Here is a 641-nt window from a genome sequence, read left to right as displayed (position 1 = left end):
GCGCTGAGGCCGGGCATCGAAAGGTTGCGCCGTGGGCCGACCGTCTCCAGATCGATGGTGGCACCATGGATGAGGAAGCCGACGGCAGAGCGGGGCGAGGCGTGCCAGTGGCGGATGTCCTCGCTCACTGGCAGAATGGCTTCCTGGCCGACCAGCGGTTCTCGCAGGATGTTGGAGAAGAAGCCGGAGGCGGCTTTGTTCGGCTTGCCGGGACGAATGCAGATGGTCGGCAGGCGAATGCCGATACCGTCGAAATAGCCCTTGCGGGAATAGTCCGAGAGCAGCAGCTCGCAGATCGCCTTTTGTGTGCCGTAGCTGGTGAGCGGCGTCGTGTGGAAATCGTCCGGGATCGGATAGGGGAGCGGTGCTCCGACGACCGCGATCGACGATGTGAAGACCACCCGCGGACGGTATCCATCGACTGTGTGGGCAAGGCGGATTGCTTCGAAGAGATAGCGGGTTCCGTCCAGATTGATCTGGTAGCCCTTCTCGAAATCGAGCTCTGCTTCACCTGAGACAATCGCGGCGAGGTGGAAGATCACATCCGGGCGGGCAGCGATCAGGCGTTCTGCTGCTGCGGGTTCGGAGAGGTCGACGGTCTCGATCGTCACTTTGCCACCGAAGCCTGAAGGCGCCTCGGC

1 protein-coding gene is annotated in these 641 nt (G+C 62.6%); it reads right to left on the bottom strand.

Annotated elements, in window-relative coordinates; translation table 11 throughout:
- A partial coding sequence (locus tag CXR03_RS17810; RefSeq protein WP_258073744.1) for an NAD-dependent epimerase/dehydratase family protein occupies positions 1 to 611 on the bottom strand: 611 nt, incomplete at its 3' end.
- Positions 612 to 641 lie beyond the last annotated feature (30 nt).

The sequence above is a fragment of the Arthrobacter sp. 08Y14 genome (assembly GCF_002929455.1).
Classification (GTDB): domain Bacteria; phylum Actinomycetota; class Actinomycetes; order Actinomycetales; family Micrococcaceae; genus Arthrobacter_B; species Arthrobacter_B sunyaminii.
This window is presented reverse-complemented; position numbering and strand designations above follow the sequence as displayed.